The sequence below is a fragment of the Agrobacterium sp. fls2-241-TYG-188a genome (assembly GCF_030209845.1).
Map to the genome: position 1 here is coordinate 601,008 of NZ_JARVRD010000002.1, position 15,800 is coordinate 616,807.

Below are 15,800 nucleotides of genomic sequence, written 5' to 3' on the forward strand. Positions count from 1 at the left end.
CGGCATACTGCCTCAAATTCACGTCATCCCGCCGCGGCTTGTTTCAAAGCGGTGCGCATTCGAGTAATTGAAACGGCATGTTCTGGATTATCATCGCCCTGTTGACGGCGGCCGTGGCCATCGTTCTGACCTACCCGCTGATGCGCAATCGAGGCGTATCCGACACACATCACAATGGTGAAGTCGCTGTCTATCGAGATCAGCTGGCGGAGTTGCAGCGCGAGCGCGAGAGCGGGCTGATCGGGGAGACGGAGGCGGACTATGCGCGGGCGGAAATCGGCCGCAGGCTTCTGGCAGCCGCTTCCGCCGATACCGGCAAAAAAGCGGGCGTCACGTCCCGCCACAACGCGCTTGCCAGCATCGTGACGCTGATTCTGCCGCTGACGGGGCTCTGTCTTTATCTCTACATGGGCAGCCCAAACATGCCCGACATGCCGCTTGAGGCGCGTCTGGAAAAGCCCGGCAATGACATGAACCTGATGATTGCCAAGGCGGAACGGCATCTGGCGCAAAACCCTGAAGACGGTGCCGGATGGGATGTTCTGGCTCCAATCTATTTGAAGACAATGCGCCTTGGCGATGCCGAACTGGCATTTCGCAACGCGATCCGCCTGCGCGGCGAAAATCCGCAGCGGCTGACGGGGCTTGCTGAAACGCTGATTGCCGCCAACCAGGGTATCGTCATCGAGGATGCGCGCACGGCGCTTGAGACCGCAGAAAAGACGAGCCCCGGCAATCCGCGCGTTCGCTTCTATCTGGCGCTGGCGCTGGAGCAGGCGGGCAAGATGAATGAGGCGCGCAGCGCCTTCGCGGGTATCTTGAAGGATTCGCCAGAGGGAGCACCATGGATTCCCCTTGTGCAGGCACATCTGCAAAATACCGGCGGCGATGCGGCCGCGCCTGCAAAGGCGGCGCCTCCAGGCGGACCCACGCAGGAAGACATGGCCGCTGCCAGCGCGATGTCACCGGCAGATCGTCAGGCCATGGTGGCTGGCATGGTGGAAAGTCTGGATGCGCGCCTGAAGGAAAACCCTGACAATTTCGAGGGTTGGATGCGGTTGGTGCGATCTTACGCGATGTTGAAGAACGAGGACAAGGCGCGCGCGGCGCTGGCCGAGGGTCTCAAGACCTTTCCGCCTTCCGGAGAGCAGGGCAAGCAGTTGCTGGCGCTGGCACAGCAGCTTGGCGTGGATGCGCAGGGAGTGGCACAATGACCCGCAAACAGAAGAGACTGGCGATCATTGGCGGCGGCGTCAGTTTCATCATGATTGCCGCATTCCTTGTCATGTTCGCCTTCGGCCAGTCTATTGCCTATTTCTACATGCCGGGCGATCTGGAAAAGACGGCCGTGGCGCCGGGCACGCGCATTCGTCTTGGCGGTCTGGTGGCGGAAGGCTCTGTCAAGCGCGGGGATGGCCGTACGGTCAGCTTTGCCGTGACGGATGGCGGGGCGAGTGTGCCGGTGAGCTATACCGGCATTCTGCCGGACCTGTTTCGCGAAGGGCAGGGCGTGGTGACCGAAGGCACGTTCGATGCTGCGACCCACGCCTTCATTGCTGACAGCGTGCTTGCAAAGCATGACGAAAACTACATGCCGAAGGAAGTTGCCGACCGCCTGAAGGACAAGGGCCTGTGGCAGAAGACCACTGATGATGCGGCCCAGGCGGGAGCGGTGAAATGATTACCGAAATCGGACATTACACGCTGGTTCTGGCGCTTGGCGTGGCGCTTGTTGTTTCCATTCTGCCAGCAATCGGCGCGCGCCGAAATGACAAGGCGCTGATGGATATGGCGCCCGTGGGCTCTGTGCTGCTGTTCCTGCTGGTGGGCATTGCCTTTGCGTCATTGACGCACGCCTATGCGATCTCCGACTTCTCGCTGAAGAATGTCTACGAGAATTCCCACTCGCTGATGCCGATGATCTACAAGCTGACGGGCGTATGGGGCAATCATGAAGGCTCAATGCTGCTCTGGCTGTTCATTCTCGTCCTGTTCAGCGCAATGGTCGCGGTTTACGGCCGCAATCTTCCCGATACGCTGCGGGCCAACGTTCTCTCAGTGCAGGCATGGGTAACGACCGCGTTTCTGCTGTTCATTCTGCTGACATCCAACCCCTTTGAGCGCCTCTCGCCCGTTCCGGCGGAAGGACAGGATCTGAACCCGGTCCTGCAGGATTTCGGTCTGGCGATCCATCCGCCGCTGCTTTATCTCGGTTATGTCGGCTTTTCCGTGTGTTTCTCTTTCGCCGTTGCAGCCCTTATGGAAGGGCGCATCGATGCCGCCTGGGCGCGCTGGGTGCGGCCCTGGACGCTGGCGGCCTGGACCTTTCTGACGGCAGGCATTTCGATGGGCTCCTACTGGGCCTATTACGAACTGGGCTGGGGTGGCTGGTGGTTCTGGGATCCGGTGGAAAACGCGTCCTTCATGCCATGGCTGGCGGGCACGGCGCTGCTGCATTCGGCGCTGGTGATGGAAAAGCGCGAAGCACTGAAGATCTGGACCGTGCTTCTGGCGATCATGACCTTCTCGCTGTCGCTGCTCGGCACCTTCCTGGTGCGCTCCGGCGTGCTGACCTCGGTCCACGCCTTTGCGACCGACCCGAGCCGCGGTATCTTCATTCTTTGCATTCTCATGCTTTTCATCGGCGGGGCCTTTTCGCTTTTCGCCTGGCGCGCACCGACCCTGAAGGCGGGAGGGCTGTTTGCGCCGATTTCGCGAGAGGGTGCGCTCGTTCTCAACAACCTCATCCTGACCGTATCGACCGCGACAGTGCTGATCGGCACGCTTTATCCGCTGGTGCTGGAAACGCTGACGGGTGAGAAAATCTCCGTGGGTGCGCCGTTCTTCAATCTGACTTTCGGCCTGTTGATGATCCCCATTCTGATCGTAACGCCGTTCGGGCCCATGCTGGCCTGGAAGCGAGGCGATCTCTTAGGCGCGTTTCAACGCCTGTTCGTGGCAGCGGCTCTTGCCGCACTGGCCGGGCTCACGCTCTGGTATGTCGAAAATGGTGGGCCGGTACTGGCCGCTCTCGGTATCGTTGCCGGTTTCTGGCTGATCTTCGGGGCGCTCGCCGATCTCTGGTACCGGGCGAACTTCGGCAAACTGGCGACAGGCATCGCCTGGCGGCGCCTGAAAGGCCTGCCGCGATCCGCCTTCGGTACGGCACTCGCCCATATGGGGCTTGGCGTGACCGTTCTGGGCATCGTCATCGTCACGACATTCGAAACCGAAACCGTTGTTGAAATGCGTCAGGGCATGGTTGTCGACGCGGGCGGCTACAGCCTGACCTTTGACGGTATTCGACACCATGTCGGCCCCAACTATACCGAGGATCGCGGGCATTTCACTGCCCGCAAGGGCGGTGTCGAGGTCGCGGATGTGTGGTCTTCCAAGCGGCTTTACACGGCCCGGCGGATGCCGACAACGGAAGCTGGCATCATGACCTTCGGGCTTTCCCAGCTTTACGTCTCGCTGGGCGACCCCATGGATGATGGCGGAATCGTCGTTCGCATCTGGTGGAAGCCCTTCATTCTGTGCATCTGGGGTGGCACGGTGCTGATGATGTTTGGCGGCTTCGTGTCGCTTTCCGACCGACGCCTGCGCGTGGGCGCGCCCACGCGGAAAGCCAAGGCAGCAAAAGAGCTGCCGCTTGGAGCAGCGGAATGACGGTGCGCGCTCATCCCACCCCATGGCGCTCCACCGCCATGTTGCGCCGATGCCTTGGACAAATCGCGCTCGTTCTCGGGCTGTTGCTGACCGTATTGCCTGCGGCGGCGTTCAACCCCGACGAAGTTCTATCCGACCCTGCACTGGAAGCACGCGCACGGGCGCTGACCGTGCAGTTGCGCTGCATGGTGTGCCAGAACCAGTCCATCGACGACAGCAATGCCGAGCTGGCGCGGGATCTGCGCGTGCTGGTGCGCGAGCGATTGACGCAGGGCGACAGCGATGAGGCAGTTATCGATTACGTGGTTTCCCGCTACGGCGAATTCGTTCTGCTGAAGCCGCGTTTCAGCATGAGAACGCTTGCACTGTGGGGTGCGCCCGTGGCGCTGATCCTGATCGGGGCTGCGGCTGTTTTTGTTTTTGCGCGGCGCAGGGTGGCTCTTCCGGAAGGCAAGGCGCTGACGCCGGACGAAGAGGCGCGCATTCGCGATCTTCTTGAAAAGCCCTAAGGCGGTTTAACTAACATTACTGATTTTTCATTCGCCAGACACTTCGCTGTAAGGTGAAGCCACCTATATCTCTTCTCATACGCCGCTTCCCCGGATGAACGGGGCTACAGTCTGAATGAAGAAAGAAGGTAAATTCCATGTCTAATTCACAAAACGGACGTTCCTCGTTGAAGACCATCCTCAAGTCTTCCGCCGTTGGTGGCCTTGCGGCCCTGATGCTGACGACCGGTGTGGCAGGCCCGATCGCTCATTCTTTTGCAGCGCCGGTTGAAGTGACCGCGCCACAGGTGCCAAGCTTTGCCAATGTGGTCGATGCTGTTTCTCCTGCCGTTGTTTCGGTGCGCGTACAGTCCAACGTGCAGCCCGCTTCCGATGACAACAGCAACTTCTCGTTCAACTTCGGCGGACGTGGCCTCGACCAGCTGCCTGACGATCATCCGCTCAAGCGCTTCTTCAAGGAGTTTGGCGGACCGGGTGCCGGTGAGGACAAGCGCGCCGACCGTGGCCCGAACCGCCACCGCGACGGCAAGGGCCCATTGCGCCCAACCGCTCAGGGCTCAGGCTTCTTCATCTCTGAAGACGGCTATATCGTTACCAACAATCACGTCGTCGATGACGGTTCTGCCTATACGGTCGTGATGAACGACGGCACGGAGCTGGACGCCAAACTGGTTGGCCGTGACCGCCGCACCGATCTTGCCGTGCTGAAGGTGGATGTGAACCGCAAGTTCACCTATGTGCAGTTTGCTGATGACAGCAAGATCCGCGTCGGTGACTGGGTCGTGGCCGTGGGCAACCCCTTCGGCCTTGGCGGTACGGTGACATCAGGCATCATTTCTGCCCGTGGTCGCGATATCGGCTCCGGCCCGTACGATGACTACCTGCAGATCGATGCTGCGGTAAACCGTGGCAACTCGGGTGGTCCGGCCTTCAACCTCAACGGCGAAGTCATCGGCATCAACACTGCGATCTTCTCGCCATCCGGCGGCAATGTCGGCATCGCCTTTGCGATCCCTGCTTCCGTTGCCAAGGATGTGGTGCAGGATCTGATCAAGGACGGCAAGGTCGAGCGCGGCTGGCTCGGTGTGCAGATCCAGCCCGTCAGCAAGGATATTGCCGAGTCGCTTGGTCTTTCCGAAGCCAGCGGCGCGCTGGTGGTTGCCCCGCAGGCAGGCTCTCCGGGCGACAAGGCCGGTATCAAGCAGGGTGACATCATCACCGCGCTGAACGGCGACCCGATCAAGGATGCCCGCGATCTTTCGCGCCGCATCGGTTCGCTTGCGCCAAACAGCAAGGTCGAGCTTTCGCTGTGGCGATCCGGCAAGTCTCAGTCTGTCACCGTGACGCTGGGCGACCTCGCCAGTGACGATGCCTCCAAGGCGACGGCAACGCAGAATGACGACCGTGGCGGTCAGTCATCCAGCGAAAAGGTGCTGTCGAGCCTCGGGCTTTCGGTTGCACCCGCTGAAGACGGCGCCGGTCTTTCGGTAACCGATGTCGACCCTGACTCGGATGCTGCGGCACGTGGCCTCAAGGTCGGTGAGCGGATCACCTCGGTCAACAACCAGCAGGTCGCCTCTGCTGCCGATGTCGAGAAGATCCTCGAACAGGCCAAGAAGGACGGTCGCTCCAAGGCGCTGTTCCAGATCCAGACGGAGGATGGCAGCCGCTTCATCGCTCTGGATATCGACCAGGGCTGATAGGTTCTGGAGGCGGGAAGGGGCCAGACCTCTTCCCGCCTTTCTCCATATGCGATGCGGACCAGTGCCGTCCCGTTGCGGCTGTTGCGATGACGACGGCTACGCCCCTTCACCATCTTCGGAGAAACACCATGGAAAACAAGGCAAAGGAACCGGTTTGCGCATCTGTTTCCGGTTGTGTGGTTGACGCGGAGAACGCTATTGTCCCGCACATGAAGATTCTTGTTATCGAAGACGATCTGGAAGCCGCCGCCTATATGACCAAGGCATTCCGGGAAGCGGGCATTGTGGCCGACCACGCCAGCGATGGCGAAAGCGGCCTGTTCATGGGCGTCGAAAATGCCTATGACGTGATGGTCATTGACCGCATGTTGCCCCGTCGCGATGGGCTTTCCGTCATCAGCGAATTGCGCAGGCGCGGGATCGAGACGCCGGTTCTCATCCTGTCTGCGCTGGGCCAGGTGGATGACCGCGTGACCGGACTGCGGGCGGGCGGCGACGACTATCTTCCCAAGCCCTATGCCTTCAGCGAATTGCTGGCCCGTATCGAAGTGCTGGGCCGCCGCAAAGGCAAGCCCGAGCAGGACATGATCTACCGCGTTGGAGATCTGGAGCTGGATCGGCTTTCACATGACGTGCGCCGTGGCGGCAAGGAAATATTGCTGCAGCCACGCGAGTTTCGACTTCTGGAATATCTGATGAAGAATGCCGGGCAGGTGGTGACGCGCACCATGCTTCTCGAAAATGTTTGGGACTATCATTTTGACCCGCAGACCAATGTGATCGATGTGCATGTGTCGCGCCTTCGCTCCAAGATCGAGAAGGACTTCGACAAGCCCTTGCTGAAAACCATTCGTGGTGCGGGCTACATGATGAAGGATGAGGGGTAACTCCGCCTCATGGCACGTCTGCGTCTTCTGTTCGGCTCGACAGCGGTGCGCCTTTCGGCGCTTTACATCCTGCTGTTTGCGCTCTGCGCTGCATTTCTGGTGTTCTACGTTACCGCTCTTTCCGAAGGTTTGCTGAACCAGCAGACGCGCGACGCCGTGCAGCAGGAAGTGAACGATGTGCAGCGCGTTTACAATCGCGGCGGCATCAACCCGCTTTTGCGGATGATGGAACGCCGCGCCCGCCAGCCGGGTGCAAGTCTTTATGTGATTGCCGGGCCGAATGGCGAGATTTTAGCGGGCAACGTGGCCTCCGTGCAGCCCGGTGTGTTCGATAATGAGGGCTGGACCGAGTTTCCCTTCCGCTACGAGCGGTATTCGGAAAATGGCGACAGCGTCAAACACTTGGCCACCGCAAATATTTTCGTCCTCGACAATGGCCTGCGAATTCTGGTCGGTCGCGATCTGGGCGAGCCGACGAAATTCCGTTTGCTGGTGCGAAACGCCTTGATGGTGGCACTTGCCATCATGGGCAGCGGTGCTGTCCTGATCTGGTTTGCCATCGGCCGTAATGCGCTCAAGCGGATCGACCGCATGTCTGATGCGACAAAGAAGATCATGGCGGGCGACCTCTCGCAGCGCCTGCCGCAAGGGCGCTCCGGCGATGAATTCGACCGGCTCTCTGGTTCGCTCAACGCCATGCTGGGGCGTATCGAGAAGCTGAATGAGGGATTGCGGCAGGTTTCCGACAATATTGCCCATGACCTCAAGACCCCGCTGACGCGCCTGCGCAACAAGGCAGCGGACGCGCTGGAGGACCGTGACGAGAACAAGCGCCGTGCCGCACTCGAGGGCATTATCGCCGAATCGGACCAGCTGATCCGCACCTTCAACGCCTTGCTGATGATCTCCCGCGTCGAAGCAGGCTCCATCGCCGCCGAGATGACTGATGTTGATGTGTCGGCAATTGCCGAAGACAGTGCCGAGCTTTACGAACCGGTGGCCGATGAAGAGGGTCTGACGCTGACCGCGGATATCACCCCCGGCCTGATCGTGCAGGGCAACCGCGAACTGATCGGCCAGGCGCTGACCAATCTCATCGATAACGCCATCAAATATGCCGACGGCCACGGCGGCGGCAAGACGCTTGCCGTGCGGCTTGCCCGGCAGGATGGCAGCATCGTCTTGTCTGTGGCGGATGACGGGCCGGGCATACCGGCGGACAAGCGTGCGGAGGTCATCAAGCGTTTTGTCCGGCTGGATGAAAGTCGTTCCAAGCCCGGCACGGGGCTTGGCCTTTCGCTGGTGGAAGCGGTGATGGAACTGCATGGCGGTTCTCTGCGCCTTTCAGACACCAACCCCGACAACAGCGAAGCCCCGGGGCTGACTGTTTCGATGGTTTTTCCGATCTCTACACCGTAAGGTCGTACCCAAAAACAATGAGGCTGATTCCGTGAGGAAAAAGCATTCAGCGTATAGGGAGAGAGACGGTGAACGAGGCAACGACTGCCGAAAGACAACTGGACCAGGTTCAGCCGGGCGTAATCCGCGCCTTTACCCAGACGGAACTGAAATCCGTTCTCTCCACCTTGAAGGACATAGGGAGGAACGAACCTGCCGTTGCTGATCTTCTTGCCAGCGAAAGACCGTTGAAGGATTTCATAGCCCAGGCCTTCACGCTGTCTCCCTATTTGCGGGATTCAGCTGTCGCCGATGAGGGGCTGCTGACGCTGGCAATCTCTCGCCCGATTGACGAAACGCTCTCCGCCCTGGTGAAGGACGCGCGCGACAGCTGGCGCCCGGACGATGGGGGCTCTTATCCATCCGAGGCAGAGGTGATGACGCGTCTGAGGACCGCCAAGCGACGACTGTCCTTCATTGCCGCGCTGGCCGATCTGGGGCGGATATTCGTGGCGCGCGACACAACCCGTTGGCTGAGTGACATGGCCGATGCCAGTCTCGCCGCGGCAATCGACCACCTGCTGGTCTCCAGCCACCAGAGCGGAAAGCTGACGCTAAAATCCATGGAAACGCCCAGCGAAGGCTCCGGCCTCATCGTGCTTGGCATGGGCAAACTCGGTGCTCAGGAGCTGAATTACTCATCCGATATCGATGCTGTCGTGTTCTTCGAGCCATCTGCAGAAATCGTGGCCGATCCTCTGGATGCGCTGGAAACCTTCGGGCGCACGATGAGAAAGCTGATCCGCATCATGCAGGAGCGCACCGCCGATGGCTACGTGTTCCGCACCGACCTGCGCCTGCGTCCCGACCCCGGTTCGACGCCCCTTGCCATCCCCGTCGAAGCAGCCCTGACCTATTATGAAGGCAGGGGCCAGAATTGGGAGCGAGCCGCCTATATCAAGGCGCGACCGGTGGCAGGTGACATCAAGGCAGGCAACAACTTCCTGCGCGAACTCACACCCTTCGTCTTCCGCAAATATCTCGACTATGCGGCGATCGCCGATATCCACTCCATCAAGCGACAGATCCACGCCCACAAAGGCCATGGTGCCATTGCAGTGAAGGGGCACAACGTCAAGCTTGGGCGTGGCGGTATTCGCGAGATCGAGTTTTTTGCGCAGACGCAGCAGTTGATAGCTGGCGGGCGCATGGCGCCGCTTCGGGTGCGCTCCACCCAGGAGGCATTGGCGGCGCTGACGGAGGCCAAGTGGATCGATGCCAGCACCCGCGACAAGCTGACGGAAGCCTACTGGTTTTTGCGTGAGGTTGAACATCGCATCCAGATGGTGCGCGACGAGCAGACGCATATTCTGCCCGATACCGAGGCGGAACTGAAGCGCATCGCCTTCATGCTGGGCTTTGCCGACACCAAGGCATTTTCCGAAAAGCTGGAAGAGGTGCTGCGCCTTGTGGAGCGCAAATATTCAGCACTGTTCGAGCAGGAGACGAAGCTGTCCGGCGAGAGTGGAAATCTGGTCTTTACCGGCCAGAAAGACGATCCCGATACGCTAAAGACGTTGGCGCGGCTTGGCTTCGAAAGGCCCGAATCCATGTCGGGCGTCATCCGCACATGGCACAACGGGCGCTACCGGGCAACGCAATCCGCCGAGGCACGGGAGCGGCTGACCGAACTGACGCCCGATCTTCTCAAGGCATTCGGCGAAAGCAAGCGGGCCGATGAGGCGCTGTTGCGCTTCGATAATTTTCTGTCCGGTCTGCCCGCCGGCATCCAGCTTTTCTCGCTTCTGGGCAACAATCCGCTTTTGCTTTCGCTGCTGGTCACGATCATGTCGTCGGCGCCACGTCTGGCTGACATTATCGCCGCGCGTCCGCATGTCTTCGACGGTATGCTTGATCCGGCCCTCATGACGGAAATTCCGACGCGAGACTATCTGTCCCAGCGGATGCACGGTTTCCTCAGCCCGGCACGACACTATGAGGACATTCTCGACCGCTTGCGGATCTTCGCTGCCGAACAACGTTTCCTGATCGGCGTACGGCTGTTGACCGGCGCCATCCGAGGGGAGGTGGCCGCCCGAGCCTTCACGCACCTTGCGGACCTCGTCATCGAGGCCGCAGTCAATGCGGTTCTGGCGGAAATGGAAGCAGCCCACGGGAAATATCCCGGTGGCCGCGTTGCCGTCGTGGGCATGGGAAAGCTCGGTTCGTTCGAGCTGACGGCGGGCTCCGATGTCGATCTGATCGTTCTCTATGACTATGATGATGCGGCGAGCGAATCCGACGGAGCAAAGCCGCTCGACGCGTTAAGATATTACACGCGCATCACGCAGCGGCTGATTTCCGCTCTTTCAGCACCAACCGCCGAGGGCGTGCTCTACGAAGTGGACATGCGCCTTCGCCCCTCCGGCAACAAGGGTCCGGTGGCGACACGCATCTCGACCTTCGAGAAGTATCAGCGCGAAGACGCGTGGACCTGGGAACATCTGGCGCTTTCCCGCGCAAGGCTGATCTGCGGCGAGGCTTCGCTGATCAAGGACGCCGAGCGCATCATCGCAGATGTTCTTGCCCAGAAGCGGGACGTGGCAAAAATCTCGACCGACGTGGCGGAGATGCGCAAGCTGATCGGCGAGGAAAAGCCGCCAGCCAATATCTGGGATTTCAAGCTGATCCCCGGCGGTCTCGTCGATCTGGAATTCGTCGCCCAATATCTGACGCTGGTTGCACCTGCAAAGGGGCTTCCGCCGCATGTCGCCGGTGAAAGCACGGCGGATGTCTGGAAGCGTGTGGCAGCAGGTGCGATGGAGCCGCAGACCTATGACGACTGCATGGCCGCACTCAATCTCTTCACCGAACTGTCGCAGATCATCCGTCTGTGTATCGACAGCGACTTCGAACCGAGGGAAGCACCAGCCGGCCTGATCGACCTCGTCTGCCGCGCCGGCGATTGCCCCGACATCAGCACGCTGGAAGGCGAGGTAAAACGCCTGTCAAAAACGGTTCGTAAGGCATTTTCCGCGGTGGTCAAGGATGGTGGGTAAACCGGGAGGCGATGATTGAAAACTGACTGGGGCCTCATCAGGGGCATGATGGATGCAGCAATCGACACGTGCGAGAGGGTTGAGGCAGCGCAGTATTCGGAAGCGGATCGAGATGCTGTGATCAAGATGAATGGACATAACGTCAGCGTGCAGGACTTCCTTACAAGCGGGTGGACTGCCTCGGAAAATCTGCGCTACGGGATTATTCGCAGCCGACACGATAACAACGTCGATCTTGCTTACGTACCCGAGACAGCTCGTATTTTGGTTGCGATGGCGCACGCCGCCGCAGAACTAATCGGCGCTGGCGCAGAGAACGCGCCAGCGGCAGAAAACAGTCGTCGGCTGATGTCATGGTTTCACGACCACCTCGCTCCTGGTATCGAAGAGGCTATTGCTGCCAAAAGATTTAAGGGTTCGTCCAGCACGGAGACAGATCAATGATTGGATACACCATGGTCGGGACAACCGATCTCGCACGGGCAATCCGGTTTTATGACCCCATGTTTGCCGAAATGGGGATGAAGCAATGCTACAAAGATGAGCAGGTGGCTTTCTGGGGCGACAAGACAGATGCAAATGCGCCCCGGTTTGCCACAGGCTATCCCTTCGATGGCGGAAAGGCGGGTGTTGGGAACGGCACCATGACGGCGTTTCTGATCACGGGTTCGGAATTGATCGACAGGCTGCACAGTATTGCGGTGGAAAATGGGGGTGTGGATGAAGGTGCCCCGGGTCTGCGCCCCCACTATGGCGAGGGTTTCTACGCGGCCTATGTTCGCGACCCCGACGGCAACAAGATTGCCTTTGTATGCTATGATATAAACAAGAAGATCTGAAAACGATCACAGCTGTTCGCCCCTAGGGTCTGCGCATATCTGTGGCTGACCTACCTCTCCACAAACGTTTCCAAGAAAGCTCGGATCAATCCTGCCGTTGGCGGATTGATCCGTTAGCGCGGTGCGTGCGTAGAGACAATAAACATAAAGGCCCATTCATGTTTCATCTCATATTCGGAATTCCCTGGCTGGTTGTCGTCCTCAGATTTCTCCAGCCGCTGCCCTGGCTGTTTTCCGTCAAGGCCGTCATCGCCATAATCCTTCTGGTCGCGTCGCAGTATCATCTGGTCAACCGCATTTCGTCTGGATCGGTGTTTTCGCCGGAGTTTCTTCGACCGCTCGTCATCGTCTTTAATGTGCTGATGGGAACGATCCTGCTGCTGGCGTTGATGCAGATCGCGCTCGATATCGTCTCCCTGCTGCTGATGCCGTTCAAGGGACATTTTCCTGCGGTGCCGGTGGGATTGCGCTATGCAATGGGGCTGGCAGCGCTTGGTCTTGCAGGTTTTGCCGTCAGCCAGGCAATTCGCGTTCCGCCGCTCAAGGACATCGATGTCGCGATACCTGGCCTGCCGCCCGCCTTCGAGGGCTATCAGATGGTGCAATTGACGGATCTGCACATCAGCAGATTGTTTGACAGTTCCTGGTCAAATGAGGTCGTTGCTCGCACCAACGCGCTCAACGCCGATCTCATCGTCGTCACAGGCGATCTCATTGACGGCAGCGTTGAGGCGCGGACGTCAGACATCGCACCTTTGGCGAAGTTGAAAGCGCGGGACGGTGTCTTCACCATTCCGGGAAACCATGAGTATTTCTTCGGCTACGAAGAGTGGATGGCCTATTATCAGGGCTTGAACATGACCACCTTGGCAAACAGCCACACAGTCATTGATCGGGGTGGCGAGAAGCTTGTCATTGCGGGTGTGACCGACCTGTCTTCCACGAGAACCGCGTTTCCTGCGCCTGACCTTGCCGCCGCCATCAGTGGCGCGCCAGCCGGAGCACCCGTCATTCTTCTTGACCACCAACCGATGATGGCTGAGCGCAACGCGCAAAAGGGTATTGCGCTCCAGCTATCCGGTCACACCCATGGCGGTATGGTCTGGGGTCTGGACAGGCTGGTGGCACGCGCCAACAACGGCTACGTCTCGGGCTTCTACAAGGTGGATGGAATGCTGCTCTATGTGAACAATGGCACCGCACTATGGCCGGGCTTTGCGCTGCGCCTGGGGGTACCTTCAGAGTTGACGCGCATTACGCTTCGCAGAGCACCCTGACAAACAATGGCGCGCCCCTTTTTCATAAGGGGCGCGTCGTTTCGATTACTCTCAGGCGCAGCCAGCCGTGGTTTCCGCGTGAGGGATCATCAGGGCGACGACCGTGCCCTTGCCCTCGCAGGAGCGGATTTTCATCGTGCCACCATGCAGCTTGATGAGCGAGCGGGAGATGGCGAGACCAAGACCCGAACCACCCTGGCTCTTTGCATACTGGCTCTGAACCTGCTCGAAGGGCTGTCCGATCTTGTTGATAGCGGTCGAAGGGATGCCGATGCCGGTATCTGCAATGGTCAGCATCAGTCCTTTTTCATGAACATGGGTACGCAATTCGACGCGCCCGCCCGTTCCGGTAAACTTCACAGCATTCGACAGAAGATTGAGCATGATCTGCTTCATGGCACGACGGTCTACCGCCATGTGCATATCGTCGCAGACACGCTTCTGGATGGAGATGTTCTTCTGCGCGGCCTGGATGGCGGTAAGGCGAAGGGTTTCCTCCACCAGCGGCGCAAGATCGACCTTCTCGCGATTGATGCGCATGTGGCCGGCTTCAATCTTTGACATGTCGAGAATGTCGTTGATGACGTTGAGCAGGTGCTTGCCGCTGTCATGAATATCGCGGGCGTATTCGCTGTATTTGGGAGAGCCGACAGGGCCGAACATCTCAGCCAGCAGGATTTCCGAAAAGCCGAGGATGGCATTGAGCGGTGTGCGAAGTTCATGGCTCATATTGGCCAGGAATTCCGATTTGGCAGTATTGGCTGCTTCTGCCCGTTCCTTTTCTGCCTGATAGTTGGCGTTGGCCGCAGAAAGCTCGGTCTTCTGGCGCTCCAGCTTGTGACGCGATGCAGACAGGTCACCGATCGTTGCCATCAGCCGCTTTTCGGAATCGCGCAGTCGCTCCTCATGGCGTTTCAGAAGGGTAATGTTGGTGCCGACGGATACGAGGCCGCCATCACGGGTGCGTCTTTCGTTGATCTGGAGCCAGCGGGCGTCGGCAAGCTGCACTTCCGTTGTGCGAGACAGCCCGGACTGATCCGGATCGGCCACGCGCCGCTCGACCACAGGACGGCAGGCTGCGGCATTGACGACGGAGCGTTCCGTGCCTGCTACCAGCACACTATCGGGCAATCCGTAAGCCTGCTGGAAGTGAGCATTGCACATGACCAGACGGTCGTTCTTGTCCCACAGCACGAAGGCTTCCGATGTGCTTTCAATCGCGTCTGCAAGCCGCTGATCGGCTTCCGCATAGCGCTGCGCCAGACGATGCTGCTCGGTAACGTCCATCGCGATCCCGATGACGCGCGGGCCATTGGATGTGTGGATGACCTGAGCACGGGCGCGCAGCCAGACGTAGTGACCATGGGCATGGCGCATACGGAAGATCTGGTCGATCTGGCGCAGGTCACCGCAGCCGACGGAGCGGGCGAGTTCATAGAGATTGCCGTCTTCCGAATGCATCATGCGGGCGGCGTCGCTGAAGGAGAGGGGCTCCGTTCTGGGAGGCAGCCCGAGAATTTCATACAGCGATGTGGACCAGAACATGCGGCGGGTCGAAAGATCGAAATCCCAGAGGCCGCAACGACCGCGTGACAGTGCCGTTTCAACGCGCAGATTGGATTCAAGGAAGATTTCGTCAGCCGTGCGCGCGCGCTTTACCTGCATATAATAGGCATACAGAATGACCAGCAGGATTGCGGAAATGCCGGTGAACAAGGTCACGTTCAGCGCAACTTCACTGCGCCAGAAGCTTCGTATTGGCTGCAGCGACCGTGCCGCGATGATCATGCCGCCTTCGGTGCCGAGTGGCAGCATGGTGGCGTAGTGCGGGGTGCCTTCGATGTCGGTTTCGATGGTGCCCGGCGCACCGGGGAACCGGCGGACAATGGCAATTTCGGGAAGAAGATTGGTGAGCGATGTGCCGAGATAGATTGCGGCATCATTGCCGAGCCCGCCGAAAATGCGGCCATCGATGCCTGCCACCAGAAGCAGGGTGTCGTCATCGAGGCTGCCCGCCGGGAAGGACCGGCGCAGACGCGCTTCTGCCGCAGCACGATCCTGCAGGGCAAAGAGGCTTTCGGCACCGTTGAAGGATGCCTTGGCAGCCAGGGCAGAAAGCGCCGTGGCCTGCCGCGCCGATTCCTCCATGCGCCCGGACTCGGCGACGATGCCAAGCATCCGCGAAGCCGCGACGACAATGAGAAAAGCCAGAATGAGAATTGGAATGAGGCGCTTGAGCAGCGTCTCCAGTTGTGGAATCTGCAGACCGCTTCTGAAAGCTGAGGCGAACGCCATCAGAGTCCCAGCAAGCTTCTCGCCCCATGCAGCAACATCAACAAATTTGGCATACGAGCGCTCATCGCCCGCAGTCGCCCGCCGCACGTCCGTCATTATCCCGCCTTGATGTCCCTCGTTAATTCGAAGCGCCGCCGCTCGAATCTGACACCAGTGAATCAAAG

At 59.5% G+C, this 15,800-nt stretch carries 12 protein-coding genes; 11 read left to right on the forward strand and 1 reads right to left on the reverse strand.

Annotation, left to right across the window (positions count from 1 at the left end; all coding sequences use genetic code 11):
* Positions 1 to 77 precede the first annotated feature (77 nt).
* The 11 genes from ccmI (at position 78) to QRN85_RS09775 (ending at position 13,341) form a co-directional block, all read left to right on the forward strand.
* Positions 78 to 1,214 carry a c-type cytochrome biogenesis protein CcmI gene (ccmI, locus tag QRN85_RS09725; RefSeq protein WP_284757680.1) on the forward strand — a complete coding sequence of 379 codons (1,137 nt, stop codon included), beginning with the start codon at positions 78 to 80 and terminating at the stop codon, positions 1,212 to 1,214.
* Positions 1,211 to 1,681, forward strand: a complete 471-nt coding sequence (gene ccmE / locus QRN85_RS09730) for a cytochrome c maturation protein CcmE (RefSeq protein WP_284757681.1) — start codon at positions 1,211 to 1,213, stop codon at positions 1,679 to 1,681. Before ccmI ends, ccmE begins: the two co-directional genes overlap by 4 nt.
* The gene (locus QRN85_RS09735) at positions 1,678 to 3,669 is read left to right on the forward strand and encodes a heme lyase CcmF/NrfE family subunit (RefSeq protein ID WP_284757682.1); all 1,992 of its coding nucleotides are present in this window, start codon (positions 1,678 to 1,680) and stop codon (positions 3,667 to 3,669) included. Before ccmE ends, QRN85_RS09735 begins: the two co-directional genes overlap by 4 nt.
* Before the next feature lie 38 nt (positions 3,670 to 3,707).
* Entirely contained in the window at positions 3,708 to 4,178 is a 471-nt protein-coding gene (locus tag QRN85_RS09740) for a cytochrome c-type biogenesis protein (protein WP_113100629.1), read from the forward strand.
* Between the two features lie 137 nt (positions 4,179 to 4,315).
* Positions 4,316 to 5,878, forward strand: a complete 1,563-nt coding sequence (locus tag QRN85_RS09745; RefSeq protein ID WP_284757683.1) for a Do family serine endopeptidase — start codon at positions 4,316 to 4,318, stop codon at positions 5,876 to 5,878.
* A 131-nt stretch (positions 5,879 to 6,009) separates the two neighbouring features.
* On the forward strand, positions 6,010 to 6,768 hold the full coding sequence (locus QRN85_RS09750; RefSeq protein ID WP_112961176.1) for a response regulator transcription factor: 759 nt from the start codon (positions 6,010 to 6,012) through the stop codon (positions 6,766 to 6,768).
* A gap of 9 nt (positions 6,769 to 6,777) precedes the next feature.
* Entirely contained in the window at positions 6,778 to 8,187 is a 1,410-nt protein-coding gene (locus QRN85_RS09755; protein ID WP_062586884.1) for a sensor histidine kinase, read from the forward strand.
* Between the two features lie 98 nt (positions 8,188 to 8,285).
* On the forward strand, positions 8,286 to 11,225 hold the full coding sequence (locus tag QRN85_RS09760; RefSeq protein WP_502870777.1) for a bifunctional [glutamine synthetase] adenylyltransferase/[glutamine synthetase]-adenylyl-L-tyrosine phosphorylase: 2,940 nt from the start codon (positions 8,286 to 8,288) through the stop codon (positions 11,223 to 11,225).
* A 15-nt stretch (positions 11,226 to 11,240) separates the two neighbouring features.
* Positions 11,241 to 11,669: a hypothetical protein gene (locus QRN85_RS09765; RefSeq protein WP_284757686.1), complete on the forward strand. Its 429-nt coding sequence runs from the start codon at positions 11,241 to 11,243 to the stop codon at positions 11,667 to 11,669.
* The gene (locus QRN85_RS09770) at positions 11,666 to 12,064 is read left to right on the forward strand and encodes a VOC family protein (RefSeq protein ID WP_112961184.1); all 399 of its coding nucleotides are present in this window, start codon (positions 11,666 to 11,668) and stop codon (positions 12,062 to 12,064) included. Before QRN85_RS09765 ends, QRN85_RS09770 begins: the two co-directional genes overlap by 4 nt.
* Positions 12,065 to 12,222: 158 nt before the next feature.
* Positions 12,223 to 13,341, forward strand: coding sequence for a metallophosphoesterase (locus tag QRN85_RS09775; protein WP_284757689.1), 1,119 nt, complete (start codon positions 12,223 to 12,225; stop codon positions 13,339 to 13,341).
* A gap of 51 nt (positions 13,342 to 13,392) precedes the next feature.
* On the opposite strand, the gene QRN85_RS09780 is transcribed toward QRN85_RS09775, so the two are convergent.
* Complete coding sequence (locus QRN85_RS09780) at positions 13,393 to 15,732, reverse strand: PAS domain-containing sensor histidine kinase (RefSeq protein WP_062586887.1); 2,340 nt, start codon at positions 15,730 to 15,732, stop codon at positions 13,393 to 13,395.
* Between the last annotated feature and the right edge of the window lie 68 nt (positions 15,733 to 15,800).

Bases quoted from the DNA above. Each gene is read 5' to 3' on its own strand.
- ccmI (WP_284757680.1), top strand. From the start codon at position 78: ATGTTCTGGATTATCATCGCCCTGTTGACGGCGGCCGTGGCCATCGTT.
- ccmE (WP_284757681.1), top strand. From the start codon at position 1,211: ATGACCCGCAAACAGAAGAGACTGGCGATCATTGGCGGCGGCGTCAGT.
- QRN85_RS09735 (WP_284757682.1), top strand. From the start codon at position 1,678: ATGATTACCGAAATCGGACATTACACGCTGGTTCTGGCGCTTGGCGTG.
- QRN85_RS09740 (WP_113100629.1), top strand. From the start codon at position 3,708: ATGTTGCGCCGATGCCTTGGACAAATCGCGCTCGTTCTCGGGCTGTTG.
- QRN85_RS09745 (WP_284757683.1), top strand. From the start codon at position 4,316: ATGTCTAATTCACAAAACGGACGTTCCTCGTTGAAGACCATCCTCAAG.
- QRN85_RS09750 (WP_112961176.1), top strand. From the start codon at position 6,010: ATGGAAAACAAGGCAAAGGAACCGGTTTGCGCATCTGTTTCCGGTTGT.
- QRN85_RS09755 (WP_062586884.1), top strand. From the start codon at position 6,778: ATGGCACGTCTGCGTCTTCTGTTCGGCTCGACAGCGGTGCGCCTTTCG.
- QRN85_RS09770 (WP_112961184.1), top strand. From the start codon at position 11,666: ATGATTGGATACACCATGGTCGGGACAACCGATCTCGCACGGGCAATC.
- QRN85_RS09775 (WP_284757689.1), top strand. From the start codon at position 12,223: ATGTTTCATCTCATATTCGGAATTCCCTGGCTGGTTGTCGTCCTCAGA.
- QRN85_RS09780 (WP_062586887.1), bottom strand. From the start codon at position 15,732: ATGACGGACGTGCGGCGGGCGACTGCGGGCGATGAGCGCTCGTATGCC.